The organism is Spiroplasma endosymbiont of Colias croceus (genome assembly GCF_964020095.1).
Lineage (GTDB): Bacteria > Bacillota_I > Bacilli_A > Mycoplasmatales > VBWQ01 > Spiroplasma_E.
The window spans coordinates 1,641,636-1,659,481 of the sequence record NZ_OZ026536.1; the positions used below are offsets into that span (position 1 = coordinate 1,641,636).

The 17,846-nt window shown below is 23.3% G+C and carries 16 protein-coding genes and 5 pseudogenes; 14 read left to right on the forward strand and 7 right to left on the reverse strand.

The genetic code is table 4. The annotated features are described in order from the left end of the window. The first annotated feature begins 62 nt into the window (after positions 1–62). Positions 63–1,478, forward strand: a complete 1,416-nt coding sequence (locus AACL24_RS10225; RefSeq protein ID WP_339046634.1) for a hypothetical protein — start codon at positions 63–65, stop codon at positions 1,476–1,478. A 244-nt stretch (positions 1,479–1,722) separates the two neighbouring features. After that, a complete protein-coding gene (locus AACL24_RS10230) occupies positions 1,723–1,920 on the forward strand; it encodes a hypothetical protein (RefSeq protein ID WP_339046636.1) in 198 nt (65 codons plus the stop codon). A 65-nt stretch (positions 1,921–1,985) separates the two neighbouring features. Here the strand turns inward: AACL24_RS10230 and AACL24_RS10235 are convergent, their stop codons facing one another. From AACL24_RS10235 to AACL24_RS10255, 5 genes and pseudogenes are all read right to left on the reverse strand, one after another. Further along, complete coding sequence (locus AACL24_RS10235; protein ID WP_339049440.1) at positions 1,986–2,930, reverse strand: IS256 family transposase; 945 nt, start codon at positions 2,928–2,930, stop codon at positions 1,986–1,988. A 177-nt stretch (positions 2,931–3,107) separates the two neighbouring features. Continuing rightward, the gene (locus tag AACL24_RS10240; RefSeq protein ID WP_339045908.1) at positions 3,108–3,515 is read right to left on the reverse strand and encodes a transposase family protein; all 408 of its coding nucleotides are present in this window, start codon (positions 3,513–3,515) and stop codon (positions 3,108–3,110) included. Between the two features lie 23 nt (positions 3,516–3,538). After that, on the reverse strand, positions 3,539–3,961 hold the full coding sequence (locus AACL24_RS10245) for a transposase family protein (protein WP_339045912.1): 423 nt from the start codon (positions 3,959–3,961) through the stop codon (positions 3,539–3,541). Positions 3,962–4,055: 94 nt separating this feature from the next. Further along, a pseudogene (locus AACL24_RS10250) lies at positions 4,056–4,385 on the reverse strand (transposase); the annotation flags it as partial. Between the two features lie 152 nt (positions 4,386–4,537). Continuing rightward, a complete protein-coding gene (locus tag AACL24_RS10255) occupies positions 4,538–4,978 on the reverse strand; it encodes a transposase family protein (RefSeq protein ID WP_339046640.1) in 441 nt (146 codons plus the stop codon). 313 nt (positions 4,979–5,291) lie between these two features. On the opposite strand from AACL24_RS10255, the gene AACL24_RS10260 reads away from it, so the two are divergent. From AACL24_RS10260 to AACL24_RS10310, 11 genes and pseudogenes are all read left to right on the forward strand, one after another. After that, positions 5,292–5,948 (forward strand): hypothetical protein, encoded by a 657-nt coding sequence (locus tag AACL24_RS10260; RefSeq protein ID WP_252320708.1) that lies wholly within the window; start codon positions 5,292–5,294, stop codon positions 5,946–5,948. Between the two features lie 16 nt (positions 5,949–5,964). After that, positions 5,965–6,636, forward strand: a complete 672-nt coding sequence (cmk, locus tag AACL24_RS10265) for a (d)CMP kinase (protein ID WP_252320710.1) — start codon at positions 5,965–5,967, stop codon at positions 6,634–6,636. A 27-nt stretch (positions 6,637–6,663) separates the two neighbouring features. Then, on the forward strand, positions 6,664–7,992 hold the full coding sequence (gene der / locus AACL24_RS10270; RefSeq protein ID WP_339046642.1) for a ribosome biogenesis GTPase Der: 1,329 nt from the start codon (positions 6,664–6,666) through the stop codon (positions 7,990–7,992). A gap of 468 nt (positions 7,993–8,460) precedes the next feature. Next, positions 8,461–9,285: pseudogene (locus AACL24_RS10275) on the forward strand (IS5 family transposase). 362 nt (positions 9,286–9,647) lie between these two features. Then, positions 9,648–10,070, forward strand: a complete 423-nt coding sequence (locus AACL24_RS10280) for a transposase family protein (protein WP_339045906.1) — start codon at positions 9,648–9,650, stop codon at positions 10,068–10,070. Positions 10,071–10,093: 23 nt separating this feature from the next. Further along, complete coding sequence (locus AACL24_RS10285; protein WP_339045908.1) at positions 10,094–10,501, forward strand: transposase family protein; 408 nt, start codon at positions 10,094–10,096, stop codon at positions 10,499–10,501. A 196-nt stretch (positions 10,502–10,697) separates the two neighbouring features. Then, positions 10,698–11,836: pseudogene (locus AACL24_RS10290) on the forward strand (PTS transporter subunit EIIC); the annotation flags it as partial. A 276-nt stretch (positions 11,837–12,112) separates the two neighbouring features. Then, the gene (locus AACL24_RS10295) at positions 12,113–12,490 is read left to right on the forward strand and encodes a glucose PTS transporter subunit EIIB (protein ID WP_338988493.1); all 378 of its coding nucleotides are present in this window, start codon (positions 12,113–12,115) and stop codon (positions 12,488–12,490) included. Positions 12,491–12,547: 57 nt separating this feature from the next. Then, positions 12,548–13,618, forward strand: coding sequence for a hypothetical protein (locus AACL24_RS10300; RefSeq protein ID WP_339046644.1), 1,071 nt, complete (start codon positions 12,548–12,550; stop codon positions 13,616–13,618). Further along, entirely contained in the window at positions 13,603–14,616 is a 1,014-nt protein-coding gene (locus AACL24_RS10305; protein ID WP_339046646.1) for a hypothetical protein, read from the forward strand. Before AACL24_RS10300 ends, AACL24_RS10305 begins: the two co-directional genes overlap by 16 nt. A gap of 202 nt (positions 14,617–14,818) precedes the next feature. Further along, positions 14,819–14,959, forward strand: a complete 141-nt coding sequence (locus AACL24_RS10310) for a hypothetical protein (RefSeq protein WP_339046648.1) — start codon at positions 14,819–14,821, stop codon at positions 14,957–14,959. 207 nt (positions 14,960–15,166) lie between these two features. Here the strand turns inward: AACL24_RS10310 and AACL24_RS10315 are convergent. Further along, positions 15,167–15,337 (reverse strand): annotated as a pseudogene (locus AACL24_RS10315) (IS256 family transposase); the annotation flags it as partial. A gap of 95 nt (positions 15,338–15,432) precedes the next feature. On the opposite strand from AACL24_RS10315, the gene AACL24_RS10320 reads away from it, so the two are divergent. Next, positions 15,433–16,671, forward strand: a complete 1,239-nt coding sequence (locus AACL24_RS10320) for an IS256 family transposase (RefSeq protein WP_339046650.1) — start codon at positions 15,433–15,435, stop codon at positions 16,669–16,671. A 42-nt stretch (positions 16,672–16,713) separates the two neighbouring features. On the opposite strand, the pseudogene AACL24_RS10325 reads toward AACL24_RS10320, so the two are convergent. Further along, positions 16,714–17,787 (reverse strand): annotated as a pseudogene (locus tag AACL24_RS10325) (IS256 family transposase); the annotation flags it as partial. Between the last annotated feature and the right edge of the window lie 59 nt (positions 17,788–17,846).

Consider the following 17,846-nt stretch of genomic DNA (forward strand, 5'->3'; position numbering starts at 1 on the left):
GTAGTGTCCAAGAAGTAAGAAGATATGAAAATACTCATAGTGAAACTACAATTGGTGCTTTAATGAATGTTTGTCAAGTTTTATTAGATACATATCATATTAATTTATTACCTAATAATCCACATGGTATTAAATGAAAAATAACTAAGGATGGTGGTTGTATTATTTTTCCTAATAATCAACAAATTGACTTTATTGGTTATGCTAATGGTAATAAGATTTTTGGAAAAGAAGCAGGTGGTTCAAGTTTTTTAGGTTCAAGAACAGATGAAATAATCATGGCAGAAGAAAAAGAAACACTTACTGATAAAGAATTAACATATCGCTATGAGCGATTAGAAATATCTATGTTTAGAAGTAACAGAATTAAAGTGTCAAATGAACCAATTAAAGAATGAAATTGAACTTTTATTGATAAAAATATATATAGCCCTACTTTTGGAAAAAAGATTACTCGTTATTTTTATAAAAACTTTTTTATGACTTTTACATGCAATCCTTATGATAAATATCATCCATTTTATTTAAAATACTGTACGCCATTTTTACCATTAAATAATGAAGTAATGAAAAATCTTAAAAAAATTGGCAAAGTTTATTATGAAAATAAAGACATGTTTAGTGGTTTAGGTTTATTTGTTTTAAGATTTACTATTAAACCATTTTGAGATAAGTTACCGGATATCCAACAAAGAAAATTATTGGAAATGAAAAAAAGTAATGAAGATGAATATAATACTGTTTATTATGGTTTTGAATTTTTAGATAGTGATGCAACAATTTTTCCATTTCAAAAAACAGTAAAATATTGACAATCATATGATTTAAAACAATTTTATAATCAAGAAAAAGATATGTATAAATTTGATTTTTATAGTGTTGGTATTGATTGAGCTACGGGACCAAAAGACCATACTGTATTTATGGTAGTTGGGTTTAAAGAATATAATAATAGTAGATATTATGACCCTTATGTTATTTGTGAATTAATAGTTACTCCAAATGATTTTATTAATGAAAATGAAAAAATTAATGCTTATGTTAATGAAATTTTAGGATTAATGGATAATTTTGAAAATTTTGACCAAGCAATTTATTTTTATGATGATAAAGCTAGAACAGCAATTGATTGATTAAATCAAAAATTAATTGATGAATATAATACTATTTTAATAACACAAACTGCTATTAAACATGCTTCAAATTTAAATCAAGAAGCAGGATTAACTAATAGAGTAGTTTGAATGAGAAATATTATGAGTTATGGAAACTTTTATGCAAATAAAGATGATTTACCAAAAACTACTCAATGTTTAGAAGAATTACGTTATGATGAAACAAAAACTAACATTCCTGATAAGAATATGTACCAAGACCCTTATGATGCTCTGTTTTATGCACTGTATCCATATAAAAATGTAATTAGGGGTAAAAATAATGCTAGTGTGAAAAAAAGTATCTTCACATTTGCAATATAATAAACAAGTTGAATATCATTAATAGTATAGGTATCACAAAATAAACCCCTTGCATTTAGGCGTTATTTTGCATTTAAAAGCATACTTGTAAAAATAATCAAAAATAGTACAATTTTAAAGTAAAATAAAGGAAAAAAGGAGTAATTTAATATGAAAACATGAATAAAAACAAATTTAAGTAAAATAACATTAGCATTAGCACTAACTGGTGCTACAACTGGAACAATAGGATTAATCATGGGGGGTGCTTACCCATAATATAGGTAATAATGTTAAATATTATCAAGAACGAAATGGGGAAATGGTGTATGGAACAACAACTATATGAGTTAATACACATACCAGTGAATGATATTTTGAATTATATTTTTCTAAAAAACCAAAACATGAAGATGATATAAAATGAGATGGTAACTATCCTGATTGATATTTTGATAATTAAATTTCTATATTTATATAAAAAATAGAGGCTTTTATGTAATCTGTGTATCTTTGTTTTACAAAGTACTAGTTTAGATTAATTCTATCTTCAAATTTTATCATAAAATGAGCAATTACTGTATTTCAATTTTGAATGGGCATTGTTCATTTTATTGTTATATTTTCAATTGCTAAATAAAATATTTTAAAAACTGCCATATCATTAGGAAAAACTTTTTTATTTCTGATAACTTTTCGTAATTGACTATTTACAGATTCAATAGCATTTGTTGTATAAATCACTCTTTTGATTTCTGTAGGATAACTAATAAAAACCATTAAATTATCTCAATTTTTATATCAAGATTTAGCAATTTGAGGATATTGTTTATTTCACTTATTTTCAAAGGATTCTAAAGCCTGCATTGCTTGTTCTTCACTACATGCAGTATAAATTGGTTTTAAATCTGCAACTAGAGATTTTCTATGCTTATATGAGACATATTTCAAACTATTTCTAATTTGATGAACTATGCATAATTGATGTTCTGTTTTAAGATAAACTGATTGTATTGCTTCTGACATGCCTGTTAAATTATCACTGCAGGCAATAAGAATATCATTTAAGCCACGATTTTTCATTTCTGTTAAATTTGCTAATCAAAATTTAGCACCTTCATTTTCACTAATTCATAAACCTAAAACATCTTTTTTACCTTCTAAATCAACTCCTAAAGCTATATAAACTGATTTATTAATAATCCTTTTATCTTGTCGTACTTTCACTACTATGCAATCAAAATAAACAATCGGATAGACACTTTCTAATGGTCGATTTTGCCATGCTTTGACGTCATCAATAACATCATCAGTAATTTGACTAATAACACTTTCACTAATATCAGCACCATGATATAACTCTTGTAATTGCATTCTAATATCTGATAATGTCATACCTTTTGCATATAAAGAAAGAACTTGTTGATCAAAACCATCAAATCTTCTTTGGACATATTCCGTAATTAAATTTAATTAATTGTCAATAAAATTGTTTTAAAACTATTTAGTGTTATTGAATATAGAAATAAATATTTTTTGAAAAAATAGTTTAAAAAATGAGTTTACATTTTAAACAAAAAATTGTTAATAATATTTTTATATTAACTCGATAAAAATTTAAATTTTAAAAAAATATTTTTAATATTTTTTTTATTTTAATGGTTTTATTTTATTAAAAATTTCACAAAGTAAGTTAAATCTTAAGTACATAAGTCTAAATTTAGATTTTCTACATTTATTTACTAAAATTTTGAATCTTTTCAATCAAGCAAAGACATGTTCAACTTTAATTCTAATTTTAGATACAATCTTATTGTATTTTCTTTCTTGTTTAGTTAATTTTTTATTTTTAGTTCTTTTAATTGGTATTATTGTATTTTTATAAATATTTTGTATACCTTGATATCCTAAATCACCAATAATTATTGTTTTTTCTGAAAATTCAAGATTTGAATTTTTTAATATTTGAAAATCATGCACTTTACCATTATCAGCAAAAATATCAACAATTTTTTTATTAAAAAAATCATATACAATTTGAAATTTTATAGAATACATTCAACTTTTACCAGAAAAATATTCTAACTGTAGTTTTTTTTAGTTGGTCTTTCAATTTCAATCTCAGTTGAATCAATTAAATAAAATTGAAATTCATTTGAATTTTCTTGTTTTTTATCAATTTTTAATTTATATCTTTCTTTTAAAAATTGGTAATCTTTGTGGTTACTAAGTTTATTTTCTACTCAAGTAATATTTCGAAAACAACTTGATGGGCTCATTTTAGATTTAATACTCATTTGAAAAAAAGTATAATATTCTTTTCAGTATAATAAAGTCATCATTAATCTTTCTTCTACTGAAAGTTTATTTTTTCGACCTTTATTTTTTTCTAATTTTTCTATTTCAATTAATTTTTCTAACATTTCATTAAAATGAAAACGTTTTATACCAAAATATCTATAAAATTCTTCATTTTTTAATTTTTTTAAATTTTCAAAAATCATTTTTATCAACACTTTTCTAAATTTATTGTTAATAACAAAATTATAAAATAAATTTTAAAATTATTAATTGACTTTTAAAAAATTTAATTACGGAATATGTCTTTTGTCTTTTTGCAACTATTACAGGATTAAAATTACTATTACGATCTCTTGGTACATCAATTTCAATTTTACCTTGTTGGGTTATTAATTTTTTTGAACTTATACCATTACGAGCATTGTCACTATTACTATGTTGATTCTTATCATATCCTAAATAATTTTGCATCTCAGAATTCAACATTTTTTCTACTAATCTTTTTGTTAATTCTTTATATAATCCTCCCTCTTTAAAAACTGTTGTTAAATCTTCAGTATTTTCTAATAATAAATCTACTGCTTGTGATATTGGATCATTGTTATTAATATTTTGCTTTTTAGCCATCTGTAACTCACTCTTTCTAGAAAATTAATTATATTTACTAGAACTAATTAAACATAGTTATTTTTGTAAGTTACACAGATTACTAAACATTACTTAAGAAAAATAAGAACTTATAATTTTTTTACTATCTTTTTCAATTATGACTTGAGTTTTTATTGTATGTTTTTTCTTTTTTCCTGAATAATATTGTTTTTGACTTTTTTTGGGCGTTGAATAGTACTTTCAGTCACATCAATGATAACTGTTTTATCTTTAAAATTATTATTTAACAGTGATTTTTGCCCATCAAGTTGTTGAAAATCAGGATGTTTTATTAAAGTATTTTCTATTCACTTGATATTCCTATAGCAACTACTTTCACTAATTCCATAACTTTTAGCAATATGAAAATAAGTTCGATACTCTCTTCAATATTCTAAAGTCATTAATAAACGATTTTCTAATGATAATTTATTAGGTGTACCACCATTTTTAAACTTTTTTACTTCTTCTGTCTTTAAAATTTGTAGAATTTTATTAAAAATAATATCATTTATACCAGTTAATCTTAATAATTCTGGATTGTTAATAGTTTTTAATTTATCAAACATCATAGATTACCTATCTTTTTTATTTTTAATTTTATTTTAAAAATTTAATTTTTAATAGATAGGTTTTGCAAGAAGTCTAATAAAAAAAATAATGCCTGCATAAAAATATAAATTTTTCTAATATTTTATTTTAATAATGTTTAAAAGAAAACTAAGTAAAAACAATTATTTTTTAAAATATTATCAATATTATCAATAGTTAAATTTGTATATTATAATGATTTTATATATTTATGTTATAATCAAGAAAATTATCATTACTATTAAAAATAAATCAATATTGGAATTTTTTAAATATTAATTTGTGGGTGCTTTAATGACAAGAATGGAAAAATATAAAAGTTTACGTGAACAAATTGCTAAAGAAATTAAAGAAAATAGTAAGCTTTGAGAACAAGAACAAAAAATAGAAAATTATTATCAGCAACTAATAAAAATTGATAAATCATATTTTGAGCCAATTTTTCAAAAATTAAATTCTGATTTAAATTTAGTTAATTTTGAAAATTATTTTATTAAAAATAATGAACAACATTTAGATGATAATGATAAATTAATATTGGAAAATATGTTAGAAAATATTAATAATATTTTAAAAAAATATAGTGAAAATATTGATTTTGAAATAGTTGATGTGCCATTAATAAGTACTAACTTAGAATATCAAACGTTAATTAATAGTATGCATAATAAAATAAATGAATTTCAAAAAGACTTAGAAAGTAAAATTCATGATGTCAAAAATTTTGTTAAAAATTTAGAATTTAAATATAAAAAGTATAAAATAAATAATAGTGATCTTAATAAAGAACTAAAAGAAATTAATCAAGAACATAATAATTTTCAAGATGAATTACAAAAAGTTAAAATTAAGAATAACTATAAGTGAAGTTTAACAGTATTTAGTATTATCATTATTTGTTTAATTTTAATAGTCGTGTTAGTATTATCATTAATATTATTTATTAAGTAGAGAATGGAGAAAAACAATGTACCCAAAGATTAATATTGCAATAGATGGTCCAGCAGCTAGTGGTAAATCAGCAGCAGCATATTTGCTTTCTAAAAAAATTGATTATCAATTTATGGATACAGGAATTATGTATCGTAGCTTTACTAATTATTGTTTAAAAAATAAAATTGCTTTTGAAAGTGAAGATTTAATACTTGCAGCATTACAACTTTTTGATATAAGATGAGTTAATGGTCATTTTTTATTTAATGATCAACCACCAACAGAAGAAATTTATGATAAAAATGTTACTAGTAAAGTACCAATAATTGCTTCGTTATCTGAAGTTAGAAAAGTTATGGTTGCTAGAATTCAAGAAATGGTTAGAAGTCAAGGCTTTATTGTCGTTGGCAGAGATATTAGTAGTGTTGTTTTACCTGATGCTCAATTAAAGATTTTTTTAACTTCTAGTTTACACGCTCGTAGTGAAAGAAGATATAAACAGTATATTAAAGAGGGTATTAATATTACACAAGAACAAGTATATAACGATATGGTAATTCGTGATAATGTTGATAAAACTCGTAGCACTGGTCAACTAGTAATTGTTGAAGATGCAGTTATTTTAGATAATAGTGATTATAATTTACAAACGACCGTTGATAAATTAAAAGTTTTATATGATAATTACTTTAGTCATAAAAAATAATATTTTAAATATAAGGATTTGAATAAAATGAATAAGTTACCAAAAGTAGTAATTGTAGGACGCCCTAATGTTGGTAAATCTTCAATTTTTAATCGTATATTACAAAAAAAAGTAGCAATAATTGAAGATATGCCTGGAGCAACTAGAGATCGAATTTATGGCATTGGTGAATGATTAACACAAAATTTTGTGATTATTGATACGGGTGGTATTACTAAAACGATTACTAATTTTACTCAACAAATCAATCAACAAGTTAATATTGCTTTAGCTGAGGCTGATATTGTTTTATTTGTTTGTTCTTATCAAGAAGGTTTAACTCACGAAGATGAAGATATTGCCAAATTATTATACAGAACTAAGAAACCGGTTATTATTATTGCAAATAAATATGATAATGTTCAAAACGATAATGATAAAATTTATGATTATTTAAAAGTTGGCTTTGGCGAACCAATTTTAGTATCTGCTAGTCATGGTGTTGGTTTTGGTGATTTATTAGATATGATAATTACTAAGTTACCAAAAGAGGTTCATACAGAAAAGAAAGAACATATTAATTTAGCAATTATTGGTCGTCCCAATGTTGGTAAATCAAGTTTAGTTAATACTATTCTTCAAGAGAATAGAGTTATTGTTTCACCAATAGCAGGAACAACAACTGATGCTATTGATAGTAATTTTGTTTATAATAAAAAACAATATTGTGTTATTGATACTGCTGGAATTCGTAGAAAAGGAAAAATTACTGAAGATTTAGAAAAATATAGTTTAATTAGAACTAGTAATGCTATTGAACGTAGTGATATTGTTTTGTTTTTATTAGATGGTAGTGTTGAAATTCAAGAACAAGATTTAACAATAGCAGGAATGGCAAAAAATTTAGATAAGCCAGTTATTATTATTGTTAATAAATGAGATTTAGTTAAAAAAAATGAAAAAACAATGCAAGAGTTTACTAAAAAAATAAAAGAAAAATTTAAATACCTTGAGTATTCTTTTGTTGTATATTTATCTGCTTTAGAAAATACTAGAATTCATACTTTATTTGCTACTATTAATGAAGTATTAGTTAATATGAATTTAAGAATTAAAACAAGTATTCTTAATGAAATAATTAATAAAGCTCAATTAATTAATGAGCCGCCCTACTTTAAAGGTGGTAGATTAAAGATATATTACACAACACAGGTTGAAAAAAATCCGCCTACTTTTATCTTAATGGTCAATGATCCACAACGATGTCATTTTTCTTATGAACGTTTTTTAATTAATCAAATTCGTGAACGATTTGGTTTTCAGGGTGTACCAATTAAATTAAGATTTAGAATGCGTAAGTCATTGTATAATAAATAATAAAAAAGTGTAAAATTTTGTGATTATATTTATTTAAGAAAAATTTATTGTATAATAATATTTATTAAGATAAAAAACTAATGATTAGAAAGTGTAAATGATTATGCTAAATTTTTTAACATTAGAGTCGCACAATAAAAGTTTATCAACATTGGCAATGTGAATAATGTTTATCATTGGTTTGATTTGTATTGGTATTATTTTTCTTGTGTTTTTTTTATTTAAAAGAAAATTACGTAAAGAAAGGAGCCTGATTAACGAGCAATTTTTATTTAAACCAAAAAAAGTTACATATCAAGTTTTTCATTTTTGAAATAAAGCTCTTTATATATTTTTAATGTTTTGTGCAACAGTTGGTGCCATTGTGCTATTATCAGTTTCAATAAGTTCAATAGACTTCTTGCAAAACCTATCTATTAAAAATTAAATTTTTAAAATAAAATTAAAAATAAAAAAGATAGGTAATCTATGATGTTTGATAAATTAAAAACTATTAACAATCCAGAATTATTAAGATTAACTGGTATAAATGATATTATTTTTAATAAAATTCTAGAAATTTTAAAGACAGAAGAAGTAAAAAAGTTTAAAAATGGTGGTACACCTAATAAATTATCATTAGAAAATCGTTTATTAATGACTTTAGAATATTGAAGAGAGTATCGAACTTATTTTCATATTGCTAAAAGTTATGGAATTAGTGAAAGTAGTTGCTATAGGAATATCAAGTGAATAGAAAATACTTTAATAAAACATCCTGATTTTCAACAACTTGATGGGCAAAAATCACTGTTAAATAATAATTTTAAAAATAAAACAGTTATCATTGATGTGACTGAAAGTACTATTCAACGCCCAAAAAAAGTCAAAAACAATATTATTCAGGAAAAAAGAAAAAACATACAATAAAAACTCAAGTCATAATTGAAAAAGATAGTAAAAAAATTATAAGTTCTTATTTTTCTTATGGTAAAAATCATGATTTTAAAATTTTAAAAAATTCAAAAACGAAATTTTTATCAGAAACAACTATTTTAGTAGATTTAGGATATCAAGGTATACAAAACATACATAAAAATGTCTTATTACCTAAACGAAAATCAAAGAAAAACCCTTTAACTAAAGAAGAAAAGAAAAATAATAAGGCTATTTCAAAAATGAGAGTTGTTATTGAACATGTTTTTGCGATTCTTAAAAAATTTAAAATTATTAGTGAAAAATATCGAAATAGAAAAAAAATTTGCATTAAGATTTAATTTAATAACTTCAATTTATAATTTACAATTATTTTAAATATATTTGATAATTTAATATTTTATTTTTTTATTTGAAATAATAATTTTTGTTGTATTTTAATGACAAAAAATAAAACATATTTTGAACAATAATTTTTAAAAAATATTAAAAGTGTTATTAAAATAAATTTTTAAACTTAAAAAATGTGATTAATATCATAGTTTTGCAAGAAGTCTAATGTTTTAATTTTGAAAAATTAAGAAAAAGTTTTAGGAAGGGGTTAAAATATGGGTTTAGTTTTCTGAAAAAAACATAAAAGACATATTCCGTAATTAAATTTTTTAAAAGTCAATTAATAATTTTAAAATTTATTTTATAATTTTGTTATTAACAATAAATTTAGAAAAGTGTTGATAAAAATGATTTTTGAAAATTTAAAAAAATTAAAAAATGAAGAATTTTATAGATATTTTGGTATAAAACGTTTTCATTTTAATGAAATGTTAAAAAAATTAATTGAAATAGAAAAATTAGAAAAAAATAAAGGTCGAAAAAATAAACTTTCAGTAGAAGAAAGATTAATGATGACTTTATTATACTGAAAAGAATATTATACTTTTTTTCAAATGAGTATTAAATCTAAAATGAGCCCATCAAGTTGTTTTCGAAATATTACTTGAGTAGAAAATAAACTTAGTAACCACAAAGATTACCAATTTTTAAAAGAAAGATATAAATTAAAAATTGATAAAAAACAAGAAAATTCAAATGAATTTCAATTTTATTTAATTGATTCAACTGAGATTGAAATTGAAAGACCAACTAAAAAAAACTACAGTTAGAATATTTTTCTGGTAAAAGTTGAATGTATTCTATAAAATTTCAAATTGTATATGATTTTTTTAATAAAAAAATTGTTGATATTTTTGCTGATAATGGTAAAGTGCATGATTTTCAAATATTAAAAAATTCAAATCTTGAATTTTCAGAAAAAACAATAATTATTGGTGATTTAGGATATCAAGGTATACAAAATATTTATAAAAATACAATAATACCAATTAAAAGAACTAAAAATAAAAAATTAACTAAACAAGAAAGAAAATACAATAAGATTGTATCTAAAATTAGAATTAAAGTTGAACATGTCTTTGCTTGATTGAAAAGATTCAAAATTTTAGTAAATAAATGTAGAAAATCTAAATTTAGACTTATGTACTTAAGATTTAACTTACTTTGTGAAATTTTTAATAAAATAAAACCATTAAAATAAAAAAAATATTAAAAATATTTTTTTAAAATTTAAATTTTTATCGAGTTAATATAAAAATATTATTAACAATTTTTTGTTTAAAATGTAAACTCATTTTTTAAACTATTTTTTCAAAAAATATTTATTTCTATATTCAATAACACTAAATAGTTTTAAAACAATTTTATTGACAATTAATTAAATTTAATTACGGAATATGTCCAAAGAGAAAAATCAAACAAAAAATAGTAATATTGAATTAAAAACCTCAAAAGAAAAAAGTCCTTGAAATAATGTTTTAAAATTTTTACAAGACTTAGGTAAAGCATTACAATTTCCAATTGCAGTATTACCATTCGCTGCTATTTTAAACAGATTTGGAGCATTAGGGCTTACATTTACTACTACAACTGATGCTGGTGTTATGCATGTTACTAATGAAGTGGGTTATTGAATTTCATATATTATTCAACAACCAGGAAAAATAGTATTTGATAATTTACCATTATTATTTGCTTTAGGTTTAGCATTTGGTTTAGCTAAAGATCATCGTGGTGAAGCTGCATTAGTTGGAGCAGTATTTTATTTGGCAATATCTGCAATGACGTCAATTGAACATTCATTACCAGAAATGTTATATAAAAATGTTTTAACTTTTACATCAAGTAAAGGTGAAAAATTTTCGTCATTATTTTATGTAGAAGAATTTATAACAGATGGTAAAACTATTATCGGTGTTATTTATGTATTAAACATTGGTGTTTTTGGTGTAATTGTAGCGGGGTGTTTATCTGCAGTTTTATATAATATAAATATAAAGAAATTAAACTTCCTCAAGCATTATCATTCTTTGGTGGTAGAAGATTTGCACCAATGGTGGCTTTAGCAATAACTATTCCCACTGCTTTGGCATTTGCTATTGTTTGACCATGAATTCAATTAGTATTAATGAAATTTGGTCAATTAGTTGCTAATCCAAATAATCCAGCAGTTGCTATTCCAGGAACAGCAGTTTATGGAATATTAAATCGTTTATTATTACCTTTTGGATTACATCAAATCTTAAATACTTTTTTTTGATTTCAATTACCAATTAATGGTCAGATAATATCTCCAATTACAGGTGCTGCATCTGGAACAACGGAATGAGTAAATAGAGACATTAATGCTTTTACTAGAGGTATTGAAGGATCTGGATTTTTTCAATCAGGTTTCTTTCCTATTATGATGGGTGGTATTCCCGCTGCTGCCTTAGCTATGATTATGGCAGCTAAAAAAGAAAATAGAAAAATGGTATCAGGATTTTTAGGAGGAGTTGCTTTAGTTTCTTTTATTAGTGGAATCACTGAACCAATTGAATTTTCATTTGTATTTATTGCTCCATTATTATTAGTAATTCATGCCTTATTAACAGGGATATTTATTGCAATAACGACAGCATTACATATTCAAGTTGGTTTTGGTTTTAGTGCTGGAATTATTGACTATTGCATTTCTTTTGCTCAATCATGAGGATTTGCTAATCATGCTACAGGTGCTTATCATATTACTTCAAATCCACTATGAGTATTATTATTAATTGTGGCTGCTGGTGGAGTTTATTTTATTGTATTTTATACATTAATTACTAAAATGAATATTGAAACACCAGGAAGAGAAGAAGATTTTGGTGTTGAAGAAAATAAAGTAACAACAAAATCAGAGTTAAGCAATAAAAATCTTAAAAGTGATAAATATACATTAATGGCAACAAAATTAATTGAAGCAATTGGTGCAGATAATTTTGTTGAAATTGATAATTGTGCTACTAGGTTACGTTTGATTGTTAAAGATACATCACGTGTTAATTTGGCAAAAGTTAAGGCCGCAGGAGCATTTGGTACTAAAATTTTGAATAAAGAAGCTTTGCAAATTGTTATTGGTACCGATGTTGAACATGTAGCCAATGCAATAAAGGCACAGTTACAAAATTCAGCAACTTTGAATATTAAAACTAAAGTTAATCTATAATTAAAAGTGATTATTACAATATAATATTAAAGCTACTAAAGCTCATATAACCATTTAATGGCTATATGAGCTTTTAATTGATTAAAAAAGATAGGAGTAAAAATAATGGCAGTAGGTAAACATTTAATTACTAACATTTTACAAAAAATAAAATCACAAGTACCAACATTAACTAAAGAAGACATTATTACTGCGCTTAATATTATCTATATAACTTGTGCAGAATATAATGCTATTGATAGTTCTATTAGTAATATTGCCAAATATTATCAACAAGAAGATGAAAAATTTGATAGTCAATTGTTTAGAAAAAAATTGCATAGTTCTTTGCAATATATTGATCAAGACAATTTATACAGTTTGAAAAGTTTGATTTCAATTATTTTAATAATTAATGTTTTTAATCATCCTTTATTATTTAGTGATTTTAGTGATTTTATTAAAAAAGATATTACTAATATTGAATTTATGAAAACAAAAATAGAAATCCTGAAAAATGATAATATTTTTTTTATTAAAAAAATTAGTTCGTGCAAGGACTTAAATAAGCTAAATAAATTAAGAGAGCAATTAAATAATAATTTTGAAATATTAAAACATTTTAAAACAATTTGTGAAAATCATCAATTAGGTGTATTAAATATTTATAACTTTATTGCTAATCAATCAAAATATTTTGTTACTGATGAAGATTGTGATAATAAAATTAGTTTAACAAGTAATGAATATGAAAAAATTAAGGAGATAATGTCAAGAGAAAATAAATTTAAGGATATTTTAGTTAAAGATAGTAATTTTGAAATTCCATATAAATTAAATATTGAAGAACTTGATAAAATTTTTAAAAAGGAAGTTGTAAATTTATTCGATGAATATGAAAATAAAATTTGTGATTTTAAAAATAATAAATCTAAAAAAAATGAATTAAAAATTAAGGGAATTAAATTAAAAATTCAAAATATTTTTGATTTGTCAAAAATTATTTTTGAAATGTTTCAAAAACCAGTTACTTCTTCATTGCCTTTAACGAAAATTGTAAATCAAATTTTTGATGAAAATGATTCAATGCAATATTTAAGCGAAATTGAAAAAATATTGATAGTAATATTGAAATGATTAAAAAGTTAAAACAAAAATTGCAAGAAATTTTAAACGATAATGATGTTTCAAAAAAGGAAACGTTAATGCAAGTAGAAAGTTTTAATAATTCTCATAAAACAGAAACAAAGAAAACAAATGTTAAAAAAAGAAAAAATAAGAAAAAAGACAACAAAAAAAATGAACATTTAAAATTTATTAATACTAATGAAACAGATAATTCAGAATCATCTACAACAAGTAGTTCAACGTCTTTACTTGAAAAAGATATTACTAAAATTAATGCTATTTTAGAAGAAAAGGACATTAAAGAACAAAGTATAAAACAAGAAAATGATGCAAAAGAAGAAAAAACAGAAATTTTAAGTCAAGTTCAAATTTTACAAGCAAAAATTAATCAATTAGAAGCACAATTAAAGCAAACACAAGAAGAATTGGATAAAACAAAAGTTAAATCTGCAGAAGAAACAGCAATATTAGAACAACAATTAATAGCAGAAAAGCAAAAAGTACAACTATTAATTGATGAAACTAAATTTTTAGTTTCTAAAGTTGCTACTTTAGAAAGAGAGAAAACAAAGTTAGAAAAAATTAAACAACAAAATAGTCTAAAAATAAATCAAATAGGTAATAATTTAGAAAAAGTGCAAAAAAAATTGAGAAATATTCGTGATCAAAAAAATAAAAGTATTGAAAGATTAATAAAAAAAGAGTTCGCGTTAGTTTCAGAAAAAGAAAGATTAGAAAGTAGAAATTATAAAAATAACCAAGATTTAGAAAAATTAAATCAAGAATTATCAAAAACACAACAAACATTAATAACAGTAGAAGATAAAAATCAAAAATTGGTTACGGAAGTTAATCAATTAAAGGAAGAAAAAATAAAACTAGAAACTATTCAACAAGAAAATGGCATGCAAATAAAGGAGAAAGAAAAAAATATTTCTTTACTAGAAGATAAATTAACAAAGATTTGTAATCAAACAACTGAAGAAGTTCAAAAACTACTTAAAGAAAAAAACAATTAGTTTTAGAAAAAGAAAAGTTAGAAACTTTAAATAAAAAAGGTAGTCAGAAGTTGACAAATTTAAATAAAAAAATACAAGTGTTATCACAGTATAATTAAAATTTAGTGGCATTTACTGATAGTTATGATATAAAATCTTGTATTCATATTAACCCAGTTATTGAAAAAAAATAGTATCAAAAACATTAGTAGTTAGTGAAATGATGGAAGTAGTTGCACCAGTATCAGTTTTAGTACCTACAGGTCAACAATTTTCAGTTTCAACTGAAAATTGAGAAGACGTTCATATTGCTAATGAATTAACACCAGGATTTTGTTTACAACCAAAATTATTTACAATGTAATTAGTATTATTATTTCGTATAAATAAGAATCATTAAAATTATGTTATAGTTTATATAGAGGTGACCATATAGTGAACAATGAGGTACTAAAAACATGGAATGGCAACACTTTTTAGGACTATTTTTTGGTAAACATTTGTTGTTGATATTTAACTGGAGTTAAGTAGAGGCTTTTATGTAATCTGTGTATCTTTGTTTTACAAAGTACTAGTTTAGATTAATTCTATCTTCAAATTTTATCATAAAATGAGCAATTGCTGTATTTCAATTTTGAATGGGCATTGTTCATTTTTTTGTTATATTTTCAATTGCTAAATAAAATATTTTAAAAACTGCCATATCATTAGGAAAAACTTTTTTATTTCTGATAACTTTTCGTGGTAATGTTTAGTAATCTGTGTAACTTACAAAAATAACTATGTTTAATTAATTCTAGTAAATATAATTAATTTTCTAGAAAGAGTGAGTTACAGATGGCTAAAAAGCAAAATATTAATAATAATGATCCAATATCAAAAGCAGTAGATTTATTATTAGAAAATACTGAAGATTTAACAACAGTTTTTAAAGAGGGAGGATTGTATAAAGAATTAACAAAAAGATTAGTAGAAAAAATGTTGAATTCTGAGATGCAAAATTATTTGGGATATGAAAAGAATCAACATAGTAATAGTGACAATGCTCGTAATGGTATAAGTTCAAAAAAAATAATAACTCAACAAGGTAAAATTGAGATTGATGTACCACGAGATCGCAATAGTAATTTTAATCCTATAATAGTTGCAAAAAGACAAAGAAGATTTGATGGTTTTGATCAACAAGTTCTTTCTTTATATGCAAAAGGTATGACATTATCAGATATTAGAATGCAATTACAAGAGTTATATCATGGTGCTGATATTAGTGAAAGTGTTATTAGTCAAATTACTGATGATGTTATTGATGATGTAAAAGCATGGCAAAATCGACCATTAGAAAGTGTCTATCCGATTGTTTATTTTGATTGCATAGTAGTGAAAGTACGACAAGATAAAAGGATTATTAATAAATCAGTTTATATAGCTTTAGGAGTTGATTTAGAAGGTAAAAAAGATGTTTTAGGTTTATGAATTAGTGAAAATGAAGGTGCTAAATTTTGATTAGCAAATTTAACAGAAATGAAAAATCGTGGCTTAAATGATATTCTTATTGCCTGCAGTGATAATTTAACAGGCATGTCAGAAGCAATACAATCAGTTTATCTTAAAACAGAACATCAATTATGCATAGTTCATCAAATTAGAAATAGTTTGAAATATGTCTCATATAAGCATAGAAAATCTCTAGTTGCAGATTTAAAACCAATTTATACTGCATGTAGTGAAGAACAAGCAATGCAGGCTTTAGAATCCTTTGAAAATAAGTGAAATAAACAATATCCTCAAATTGCTAAATCTTGATATAAAAATTGAGATAATTTAATGGTTTTTATTAGTTATCCTACAGAAATCAAAAGAGTTATTTATACAACAAATGCTATTGAATCTGTAAATAGTCAATTACGAAAAGTTATCAGAAATAAAAAAGTTTTTCCTAATGATATGGCAGTTTTTAAAATATTTTATTTAGCAATTGAAAATATAACAAAAAAATGAACAATGCCCATTCAAAATTGAAATACAGCAATTGCTCATTTTATGATAAAATTTGAAGATAGAATTAATCTAAACTAGTACTTTGTAAAACAAAGATACACAGATTACATAAAAGCCTCCTTTTCGTAATTGACTATTTACAGATTCAATAGCATTTGTTGTATAAATAACTCTTTTAATTTCTGTAAGATAACTAATAAAAACCATTAAATTATCTCAATTTTTATATCAAGATTTAGCAATTTGAGGATATTGTTTATTTCACTTATTTTCAAAGGATTCTAAAGCCTGCATTGCTTGTTCTTCACTACATGCAGTATAAATTGGTTTTAAATCTGCAACTAGAGATTTTCTATGCTTATATGAGACATATTTCAAACTATTTCTAATTTGATGAACTATGCATAATTGATGTTCTGTTTTAAGATAAACTGATTGTATTGCTTCTGACATGCCTGTTAAATTATCACTGCAGGCAATAAGAATATCATTTAAGCCACGATTTTTCATTTCTGTTAAATTTGCTAATCAAAATTTAGCACCTTCATTTTCACTAATTCATAAACCTAAAACATCTTTTTTACCTTCTAAATCAACTCCTAAAGCTATATAAACTGATTTATTAATAATCCTTTTATCTTGTCGTACTTTCACTACTATGCAATCAAAATAAACAATCGGATAGACACTTTCTAATGGTCGATTTTGCCATGCTTTTACATCATCAATAACATCATCAGTAATTTGACTAATAACACTTTCACTAATATCAGCACCATGATATAACTCTTGTAATTGCATTCTAATATCTGATAATGTCATACCTTTTGCATATAAAGAAAGAACTTGTTGATCAAAACCATCAAATCTTCTTTGTCTTTTTGCAACTATTATAGGATTAAAATTACTATTGCGATCTCGTGGTACATCAATCTCAATTTTACCTTGTTGAGTTATTATTTTTTTTGAACTTATACCATTACGAGCATTGTCACTATTACTATGTTGATTCTTTTCATATCCCAAATAATTTTGCATCTCAGAATTCAACATTTTTTCTACTAATCTTTTTGTTAATTCTTTATACAATCCTCCCTCTTTAAAAACTGTTGTTAAATCTTCAGTATTTTCTAATAATAAATCTACTGCTTTTGATATTGGATCATTATTATTAATATTTTGCTTTTTAGCCATCTGTAACTCACTCTTTCTAGAAAATTAATTATATTTACTAGAATTAATTAAACATAGTT